This is a genomic window from Citrobacter sp. Ce129 (genome assembly GCF_030334545.1).
In the GTDB taxonomy this organism is placed as follows: domain Bacteria; phylum Pseudomonadota; class Gammaproteobacteria; order Enterobacterales; family Enterobacteriaceae; genus Citrobacter; species Citrobacter europaeus.
In genome coordinates this window covers 21252-30678 of sequence record NZ_JAOWDS010000067.1, presented here as the reverse complement: position 1 = coordinate 30678, position 9427 = coordinate 21252, and the positions used below count along the sequence as shown (strand labels likewise).

Below are 9427 nucleotides of genomic sequence, written 5' to 3'. Positions count from 1 at the left end.
TCATCGGGCAGAAGCAGAGGATAAACATCCAGCCCGGTCAGGCGTTCAAGTGCTGCCTTTAATGCCAGCTCGATCATGACGTGCGTCTGCCTCCCCTGTGATGATGATGCGGTCCGCAAGACGTTCGACGTTACGAACGGTATAAACCCGGTCAGACGTCGTTATTTTCCAGTCGATATCAATATTCAGGTTCGGATGAGTGGTAAAAAGACACGTTTCAACAACCTGCTGTTGATCCAGTGTGCGGACCTTTCTGCCCGATACCAGCTCGCGCTTCGCCCAGGCTTTCCCGGTCGCGACCAGTTGTTCCGGCAGATGTTCACCCAGCGGCCCCCGGCCGGATTGCATATACCCAATCGAAAGACGGCAGGTCATCTCTTCCGGCTTCAGGCTCATACGGTGTTCTCCTGCAACGGGAAAAGAAGATGCCGGACCGCAGCCGTCTCCAGCCACTGACCAGTGAAACCATTCAGATACGCATCCCCGACCAGGTACTGCATGGCCAACTGGATATCTTCATCCGCCACAAAACCGCGTACACCTTCCGGCAGCGCCTGCAGTTCGTCATCGCTTCCCACCAGTTTGCAGTAGTAGTCACGTTCAATACTCTTTTGCGCAGCCGCCACCATATTAGTGAGCATGCCGTCATGCTCTGTGAAATCCGGCTCCAGACGGAGCTGGGTTTTCACATCATCCAATGTCAGTATCATGGTCATCGGCTCCCTTGCGGGGACTCAGCGCCTTTTCCGCATCTTCTGGCCATACCGCAATATGGCGTTCAACCAGTTTTTCTGCGTACTCAGCATCAAAACAGGCCGTATCACCGCGTGAATAACGATGATAGGGTCCCAGGAAAAAAACCGCTTTCCGCGCCACTTCTGCTCCCGTCAGGCCCGTAGTCCCGTTTGCTTCACTTCCGGTCAGATCAACACCGGCATTATCTGAACCCGCTGCAGTATTCTGACCGTCATCCCCGTCCACTGAATTTTCCGGCGTCAGTTCATCCGGCTTTTTCACATCACCGGCTGCAGCCGCCGCTGCCGCTGCTTTTGCTGATTTCGTTGTCATCGTTTTGCTCCTGAAAAGAAAAAACCCGCTACTGCGGGCCTGGGGGATTACGTGCTTTTATTCTGTGCGACCGTGGTCGCACAGAGTGCAGGACCGGTTAAAACAGAACTTTTGTCCCGAGAACAAGACCTTCCGGATGACGGAAGCCGATATCGTGCTCCGTCACCACGCGAATCAACGACTGGTTACGGGAGAACGCGGAAACCAGATTGCCGTCCCCGTCCTGATAGGAGGCTTCCTGCGAGAACGACACCTTCATGTTGCCGTCTTCACCGATAACCACATCATTAAAGTCAGCGAAGTAAATTTCCGACTCTTTGCCTGCGTCACCGAGGTTTGCCGGGATAGCGCTGGTACGCTGAATCTGAAATCCCTTCAACATCCCCTGGGCCATTTCCGGGTAGACTTTGTTACCGTTACCGTCGCGCAGCCCGAACAGTTTCATGTAAGTCCGGTTCGACATACCCCAGCCGCAGCTGATCATGTTGCTGTTGCCGTCCATCGCCATCAGAATGATGGCGTCGAGATAGGTATCAATCGTCTGCAGATTAACCTCTGCAGCAGCTTCCCACGGCAGCAGGCGGTTCCACTCAGTTGCCCGCGCTTTCATACCGACAGGCGTATCACCAGTACCGTCATCACGCATAAAGGCTTTATCTTCACGAACAGAAATCGCGGTCAGAATATCCTGCAGGACCAGCTGCTCCACGTTGTAGCCAGCACGACCAATCAGCTGGTTGGAGATAGGCACCATTGCAATCATGGTTTTCGCAGTGAGTTTCACATCATCGAAGCGCGCTTCTGATGTTTTCGCATCCTTGCCTTCCCCGGTGTAGCTCGCCGTCGCACCACCGGCCAGACGCGGCAGCGCCATATTGCCGTTCGGCAGCGGAATGGAGCGCGCGCCCAGCTTACGGACTATGGTGCGATCGCGCAGCAGTTCGATCACCTCGCTGTGCAGGTTTTGCGGAATAAGAACGCCACCTGACGCGGCGGCAGTGTTGATGGCCATCGAGACAGACTGGTCATTCAGTTCTTCAGCTGCAAATTTAGCAGCATCCTGGACGTTACCCTGTGCTGCCGCAATCGACATCACCAGACGGGTCATTCCTGCGCCGGTATATTGCTTTGGCTCTGCTTTAACGCTGATACCCGGAGCCTGTTGTGTACCTTTAACCGGTTTGGCAACAAGCGCTGCAGCACGTTCAGCTGCTTCCAGACGCTCCATTTTGGCACTGATATCTGTAAACTGCTGCTGCAGGCTGGCAAATTCGGTTAACTGCTCCGCTGTCAGCGTTCCACCGGTAGTTTCAATCGTGGCCAGGGCCTGTACCTGTTCATTAATACCCGCACGCTGACGACGTAATTCTTCAATCTGTGGCATAGTTTTCTCTCTTTTTGGCATAAAAAAAGCAGCCAACAGGCTGCTTTCTGGTAATGACGCATTAGCGCCGGGTCACATTCTGGTTTGCAGGTCCATCGCGGCGGCCTGCAACTTTATGGAAGTGGTTTGTTGAGGTTGTTTGTACTTTGCTGCAATGGCATTAATCGCAGACTGAGGATCCGAAACTTCATCGGCAAGACCAGCAGAAATGGAATCAGCGCCGAAATAGATTCCGGCCTGCGTGTTAATCACCGTCTGAGGGGCAAGATTCCGGTATTCCGCTACAGAGGTAATAAACGTCTCGTACATATCGTCAATCATCCTCTGGAACATTCCCCGAGCGTCTTCACTCAGTGGCTCATGTTGTGTACCGTTATTTTTATTATCTCCCCGAAAAATCGTGGTGAATGTTAACCCCATTTGCTCTTCCATCTTGGAAGTATCCAGGTGTTCCATGATCACTCCAATCGAGCCGACTCCACTGGTCTGACTGACTACAATTTTGCTGCAGGCCGAAGCGATAAAGTAAGCCGCAGAATAGGCGCTGTAGTTCACAATTGCAGTAATAGGCTTAGTTTGACGTGACTGGAAAATATAATCGGCCAGTTCCTTGCATCCAACCGCCGCACCACCACCAGAATTTATATCCAGCACAATTTCACTGATGGAAGGGTCATTTAATGCAGCATGCACCTGGCTACGTATGCGCTCATAGCTGGTAAGTTCAGAACACATTGCAGTAATTTGCCCACGACGCGGAACCAGAATGCCGTGAACAGGAATAACTGCCATTCCACCAGCTGGTTGAACCAAATCTGGCGCCTGATTGTTATCAGGATCCTGCGTCATGTGAATTCCAGCCTCTTCTGATAATCCCTGAATACGGGGAACCAGCACAGCTTTTACAGAATCCATTGTCTGTCGTGTCACGTAATGTGGAACACCAAAGACCATAGCCGCCAGGTGCGGCAGATTAATTAAATTTTTTGTCATGATGTTTACCAGGTCAGCCCGCACTGCGGGTGATATTCAGTTTCTGGACAGAATAGAGTTGATTTCTGCCAGTTGATTTGCTGTTGGCGCGTTATCGCTAGGTAAGATTTGTTTACTGTCGACCATATTCAGAGGCGTCAGGTATTTGTCCCCTCCGGCGATGGGTGGAAGGTTCTCCATGCGGCGAATGTCGTTAACCGATAACCAGCCCCACTGGCGGCCTAGTGCATAAGATTCATAACGTGACTTCTGATCACCGCGCAGCAGGCCGGATACATTGAATTCAATGTACAGATCACTGCGCTCGCTGGGTAAAAGCAGATCGCGCATTAATGCGCCTTCATGACGCTTCAGCCAGGCCAACAGCGTATACATCACAAACTGCAGCCCCTGGTGCTCAATGTTGTTATTCGTGGCTTTCTCCAGCATCTGCACCATATGAGGCGGGATTTTATAGAGCCGGCACACTTCTTCCACTCCCCATTGTCGGGACTGCAATAATTGAGCTTTCTCGTTATCCTGAGATAACTGTTTATAACTCATCCCCTCCTGGAGGAGTGCAACAGAGAAAGCATTCCTGACACCAGAATAACGATCCGTCCATTTTGCCAGCAGTCTGTCTATTGCATCCTGGTTTTTTATTGTCGCGGCTTCTTTTGGACGCTCAATAACACCACTCATCGTCGTACCTCGACGAAAAACCTGAGCAGCATGTTCTTCCACAGCCAGGTTTAACCCAAGTACATCAGCATTTGTCTGGATTGGAGAACTGCCGATATAGCCATCGAGCGAAAATACTTTCACATGATGCATCATGCGCATTGGCAACGTTTCGCCAATTTCGGGTAGTTCATAATATGGCATCCCATCCGGGCCTTTCAGGACAATGACCTTTTGGGGATTAACCGGGATTAATTCGCGGGGATAACCTTTCCCGTCCCTGTCGATGATCGAGTAGCAATTCCCCTCCAGACCAAGCAGGCCCTGCTGCTGTTCAAAGTATTCAAATGAAGTGTCTTTTTTGTTGGGCTGGGAATGAATCAGATCATAAACAGGGTGGTCAGTCGCCCGTTCACGGCCTCCGTTAGCGCCTCGCCTGTAAAGTTCACACGGCAGCTGCGCCACCGATTCTGCCAGAAGCGTTACACATGCCCGGACCGCCGATAACGCCATTGCGGTTTCAGAAGTGATAATGATCCCCGCCTTGCTCTGGCTGGAACTCACACCACCCAGCATCGCCTGCCAGAAACTACCACCAGACTGAGATTTACCCCGAAACATCTGGGGAATGAACATTATTCACCCCCTGATTTAATTACGCTGGCAGACATTGATTTCGCGATTAAAAATGACCACAGCAGGCAGATTGAACCGCCAGTAATAAGCCCGGCTGCAGGTGAAATAAGCCAGGCACCGGCAGACAGTAATGCAGCTCCGGCGAGGCCGATAAAAAAACTTAAAAACGTCATTAGCATGCTACATCTTCCTCGTCGTAAACGGATGAATTACTTGCCCGGCTATTCAACATTGCCCGTCCGATTGCCATAATCAGCGAAACCGCGCCATCGATTTTGTTTTCGTTCTGCTCTTTGATGGGTTTAACCACATCGTCATTACCGGGCAAATACTTCCCGACGACGTTGCTGATACACCAGCTCATAATCGGGTTCCCGTCGTGATGAAAGCGGCCTGACTCAATGGCGGCTTCCAGCTCCTTCGTCGGATCAGACATATTGGTGTAGTTCTGTACGATAGTGATCGGGTTAAGGCTTTCATCAGCCAGATCATGTGAAAGCCCCGTCGCGCCGAACGGGTCAATCGGTGACTCACTGACTGGGTTGAGCTTGTTTGCCGCCTTGGCCTCTTCAAGGATGTAGCGGTAATCAACTTCAGCGCCATCAGTAACTGTAAGCAGTCCCATTTCAACCCATTTCTGAAATCGCTCCGCAGTACGACGATCTTCGTTCTTTTCAACGCTGAATACTGCGTCGTAGGGAACCCAGAAGCGGGGAGCAACGCTGTAGTAATGTGTCTTGCCGTCAATTTCCCTGGTGAACAACCGCGCCATACTGTTCATATCCAGCTTACGCGCCAGGTCGAAAGACAGAACACATGGCTGTCCTTCGAATTGCTCCAGCGTAAGTGTCTTATCCTCACAGTTCTGCCAGGAAACCAGGTTGTAGAAAGCGGCACGGGCTGCAACCCAGATGTTGAGGTGTTTAGTTTTAAATACACCAGCCTGACGGGCGTTATTAATAGCTCTCTGTTGCTGGCTGAGGAGAAAGTCACGATAGACCGACACGCCCATATTCGGGTTAGCTTTTTCCAGCACTTTAGGATCGGTCCAGTCATCCCCCTCGTCGACGGTGTATATCACGCCGAACAATTCCTCATTCGGTACTGTGCCGTTCAGCATCTCAATCACTTCACGCCGTTTGTCGTAGCATGGACCCTCAATATTGTAACCCGCCGTCGTGATCGCCCACATTAGTGGTTGTCGCCGCGCCCCCATACCCGTCAGCATAGTGGTGTAGAGCGAATCTGTGGGATGTTCGTGATACTCGTCAACAATCGCACAGTGCGGTGAAGCGCCGTCCCCAGGGTTACCAATCAGCGGCTCAAAACGCGCGCCATCTTCTGGCCGATTCAGGTTGGACGCATTAACTTCAATCCCGAACGCTTCCACCAGCAGCGGGGTGCGCTTACACATCAGACGAGCTGGTCTGAATACTTCCCACGCCTGTTTTTCAGTTGTGGCCCCGGAATACACTTCGGCACCAAACTCGTTATCACAGGTAAAACAGTACAGCGCCACACCCGCCGATATTGCTGATTTTCCATTTTTACGCGGTATCTCCGTGTAAACCTCGCGAAATCGTCGAAGCTTCGACCCTTTCTGGACCCAGCCAAAGGCGCAGCACACAATAAACAGTTGCCATGCCTCCAGAGTGATCGGCATCCGCTTGAATGCCCACTCTCCTTTTGTATGTGGCAACAACTGGATAAATTTCGCGGCCTTTTCTGCCATGTCTTTATCGAAGCGGTAACGAAATTTCTTACTCTTTTCAGCCGCCATGTCATCGATATGACGCTGGCAGGCCCGAATGACAAACTGGCACGCCGGAATTTTCCCCCGCACAACGTTGCGGGCGTATTGATTCGCGGCGTTTACGTTGGGGTACGATTTCCGGCTCATGAGTTGATCATCTTCAGGAATGGGTTAGAGGTTTTCTTCTGTCCGGCAAGGCCGATTAGGCGTTGTCGACTGCTGGGATCAAGGCCAAGCATGGAGCCGGTAGAGCTCATCTCCGATTCCTGCTCTTTCTTTGCGGTTAGCTCAGGGTTTTTTATCTTCCCCCCCATAGCACCAGTAATAGTCAGCCCTTCTCTGGCGATATTTTTAACCGCCCTGCGCCAGAACTCATATGCAACACACCAGCGCTCAAGTACGGCAAGATCGGTAACACACAGTAATCCCTGTCCACATAATTCTTTCGTGGTCAGTTCCCACATGACGGCCGCCATTGGTAGACCATCATCCTCAGAAAACCAGTCAGGTGGTGCCACACCTTTAATCGGTGTGAATACAGGTTCCTCTTTATTCAGTGCTCGTTTGCCGGGGTTCCCTGCCAGCTCCTTGCGCGCCGTTGGCTTGGGGCGACGCCCGGAACGCCCCGCCGTTCCAGCCATAAGCGACACTCCTGGTTAAATTTCATTTTTCGCGGGTATAAAAATACGAGGAAGCGGGCAGTCCTAAAGCGCGAAAGGGGTCAGGGATTTGATCCCCCCTCCCCCCTTGAAGATGACAGCAAGAAAGCATGCAAAAGCAGATACTGGTCATCCATCAGGATGTTCAGCATAGTGTCTTCAGTTAATCTCAATAAATAAACGATGGAGTCTAAGAAATGGATAAAACTAGAAAATATGATAGAGCCTTACAACTTGAGATCCTCAACGCTCTTATAGATTGTGCTCCTAACTTTTTAAACAAGGCACAGGAGCGAGACCTCATTGAGAAGTTTGATAACTATGATCACTTTGTGGCGTGCATGCTATATCTTGAAATGCATGGTCTTGTTTCTACACCCTTCGTACGTAGCGAAACCATGGCTGGCGTTGATTTTATCTTCAACGCCCCATACTGCAACATTACAGAGAAAGGAATTGATTTTCTTCTTGATGATGGCGGCTTAAGTGCGATCCTTAAGGTTCAAACCGTTCGGTTACACAATGACACGATTGTTGCCCTTGAGGATATAATCCGTGTCGCAAATATATCTGAAGATCAGAAGAAGGGATTGATTTCAAAACTCCGAGAGCTTCCGGGAGACGCCATAAAACATTTGACCCTACAGTTACTGACTCAGGGGGTTCTGAATCTGCCGAACGCACTTCGACTAATTCAAACAACCCTCCAGTAGGGCTAAACTCGTCAGAGGGGCGAATTAACTCAAATTTGCCCCATCCCAATGTTTTACTTAAAAACACCCAAAATTCCTTCCGGGTATCTGCATGAATGTAGAAACTGTTCTTATGCATTACAGCAGTGAATATTATCATCGAATACGTTCTCTTGCTGTCTTTGCTCTGTGGCATTCCCAGCACAACGACTCAAGGTTGGAATCGTCATCAGTACCGCCATGAGCTTTTGGAATGATGTGGTCAACGCTTGCCGCTTTCTTCGCTATCCTCTGTCGGCGATGGTTCTGACACAGGTATTTATCACGCTGAAGGATACGCGCTCGTTTGATTTCCCAGAGTCGCCCATATCCACGTTCTTGCCTGCTCTTTCCCGACTGATAATTCCGCCAGCCGTCACCAGCATGCTGCTTTCGGTGTTGGTCACAATATCCGCTGACATCGTTGGTGATTGCCGCACACCCTTTGTGTCGGCATGGGCGTTTAGCACGTGCTGGCATCGGCATAGTCCTGTTTGTTGGATACAAATTGTGTAATAGGCGGAAAGTAAAAATGAACCAGTAGTTGATTGAAAGTTCTCATAAATAGCGAGAATCTGCGCGGTTCTTGCCCCGTAACATCAAGGATTATCAGAAAGAAATAAAAATGAGAATTATTATCAAAACATTCAAGTGAGATCGCTGGAATAACAAACTCTTAATCTCTCAACAAAAATAAGGATTTGTTAAGCTTCATGATTTATGGTCGATGTAATACACCGTTTGAGGCAAGAATAATGGTCAAATTCTCAAAACTTCAGATTCGCTTACACTGGCTAACCCTGATATTAATAGCGATAACCTATGCAGCTATGGAGCTTCGTGGCTGGTTTCCCAAAGGCAGTAACACCTACCTTCTCATGAAAGAAACACATTACAATGTTGGGGTGTTTGTCTGGTTTTTAATGATAATACGATTAATTATTAAACATAAGTATCATGATCCAGCTATCACTCCCCCCCCACCAGCCTGGCAGATGATGGCTGCTAAAATAATGCATATCCTGCTGTACATTTCTTTTTTGGCTCTACCATTATTAGGTATTGCAATTATGGCTTACGGTGGAAAGGACTGGAGTTTCTTAGGTTTTAACGTTGCATCGTTCGTTACTCCTGACGGGGAAACAAAATCACTTATCAAAGATACTCACGAAACACTGGCAAACATCGGATATTTTTTAATCGCAGCGCATGCTGGTGCAGCGTTATTCCATCACTACGTCCAGAAAGATAACACTCTTTTGAGGATGATCCCTGATTGTAACGATAAGAAATAAATACAAATTTTAATGTTTAACATTACAGCAGGCACTCAGTGAATGTCTGCTGTAATGCCTGCTCAGTCAAGTTGAAGCACACCGTGTTCTTTTGAATCAGAGAATGCAACCAACCCAGTGTATTCGGAGATAGTGTTCCGTCATCAGCATCAAATGCTGAAATGGTTGCATGAAGAATCAAAAATGCTCCAAATCCCGCGCCGCTGCTGCCCCTCGATGGTCAGAATCGTCAAGGAGGACCCGTTAAA

12 protein-coding genes are annotated in these 9427 nt (G+C 49.6%); 2 read left to right on the top strand and 10 right to left on the bottom strand.

The features are described 5' to 3' along the window. Nucleotides 1-45: 45 nt before the first annotated feature. The 9 genes from OGV77_RS17480 to OGV77_RS17440 all read right to left on the bottom strand — a co-directional run bounded on the left by OGV77_RS17480 (nucleotide 46) and on the right by OGV77_RS17440 (nucleotide 7135). On the bottom strand, nucleotides 46-396 hold the full coding sequence (locus OGV77_RS17480; RefSeq protein WP_087857745.1) for a phage head closure protein: 351 nt from the start codon (nucleotides 394-396) through the stop codon (nucleotides 46-48). Continuing rightward, entirely contained in the window at nucleotides 393-710 is a 318-nt protein-coding gene (locus tag OGV77_RS17475) for a head-tail connector protein (protein WP_087052790.1), read from the bottom strand. Before OGV77_RS17475 ends, OGV77_RS17480 begins: the two co-directional genes overlap by 4 nt. Next, nucleotides 691-1068: a hypothetical protein gene (locus OGV77_RS17470; protein WP_286502916.1), complete on the bottom strand. Its 378-nt coding sequence runs from the start codon at nucleotides 1066-1068 to the stop codon at nucleotides 691-693. The genes OGV77_RS17475 and OGV77_RS17470 overlap by 20 nt, the downstream gene beginning before the upstream one ends. A 97-nt stretch (nucleotides 1069-1165) precedes the next feature. Continuing rightward, nucleotides 1166-2452: a phage major capsid protein gene (locus tag OGV77_RS17465; protein WP_286502915.1), complete on the bottom strand. Its 1287-nt coding sequence runs from the start codon at nucleotides 2450-2452 to the stop codon at nucleotides 1166-1168. A gap of 72 nt (nucleotides 2453-2524) precedes the next feature. Then, a complete protein-coding gene (locus OGV77_RS17460) occupies nucleotides 2525-3445 on the bottom strand; it encodes a S49 family peptidase (RefSeq protein ID WP_286502914.1) in 921 nt (306 codons plus the stop codon). Nucleotides 3446-3481: 36 nt separating this feature from the next. Beyond that, a complete protein-coding gene (locus OGV77_RS17455; RefSeq protein WP_286502913.1) occupies nucleotides 3482-4741 on the bottom strand; it encodes a phage portal protein in 1260 nt (419 codons plus the stop codon). Further along, nucleotides 4741-4920 carry a hypothetical protein gene (locus OGV77_RS17450; protein WP_003832363.1) on the bottom strand — a complete coding sequence of 60 codons (180 nt, stop codon included), beginning with the start codon at nucleotides 4918-4920 and terminating at the stop codon, nucleotides 4741-4743. The genes OGV77_RS17455 and OGV77_RS17450 overlap by 1 nt, the downstream gene beginning before the upstream one ends. Continuing rightward, nucleotides 4914-6641, bottom strand: a complete 1728-nt coding sequence (locus tag OGV77_RS17445; RefSeq protein ID WP_286502912.1) for a terminase large subunit — start codon at nucleotides 6639-6641, stop codon at nucleotides 4914-4916. Before OGV77_RS17445 ends, OGV77_RS17450 begins: the two co-directional genes overlap by 7 nt. After that, on the bottom strand, nucleotides 6638-7135 hold the full coding sequence (locus OGV77_RS17440; RefSeq protein ID WP_003832359.1) for a phage terminase small subunit P27 family: 498 nt from the start codon (nucleotides 7133-7135) through the stop codon (nucleotides 6638-6640). Before OGV77_RS17440 ends, OGV77_RS17445 begins: the two co-directional genes overlap by 4 nt. Nucleotides 7136-7350: 215 nt before the next feature. Here OGV77_RS17440 and OGV77_RS17435 point away from each other — a divergent pair, with 215 nt between their 5' ends. Then, nucleotides 7351-7866 (top strand): hypothetical protein, encoded by a 516-nt coding sequence (locus tag OGV77_RS17435; protein WP_103771375.1) that lies wholly within the window; start codon nucleotides 7351-7353, stop codon nucleotides 7864-7866. A 135-nt stretch (nucleotides 7867-8001) separates the two neighbouring features. Here the strand turns inward: OGV77_RS17435 and OGV77_RS17430 are convergent, their stop codons facing one another. After that, nucleotides 8002-8364, bottom strand: a complete 363-nt coding sequence (locus OGV77_RS17430; RefSeq protein WP_286502911.1) for an HNH endonuclease — start codon at nucleotides 8362-8364, stop codon at nucleotides 8002-8004. A 275-nt stretch (nucleotides 8365-8639) separates the two neighbouring features. Here OGV77_RS17430 and OGV77_RS17425 point away from each other — a divergent pair, with 275 nt between their 5' ends. Then, nucleotides 8640-9179: a cytochrome b gene (locus OGV77_RS17425; RefSeq protein WP_032943057.1), complete on the top strand. Its 540-nt coding sequence runs from the start codon at nucleotides 8640-8642 to the stop codon at nucleotides 9177-9179. The last annotated feature ends 248 nt before the right edge of the window (nucleotides 9180-9427 follow it).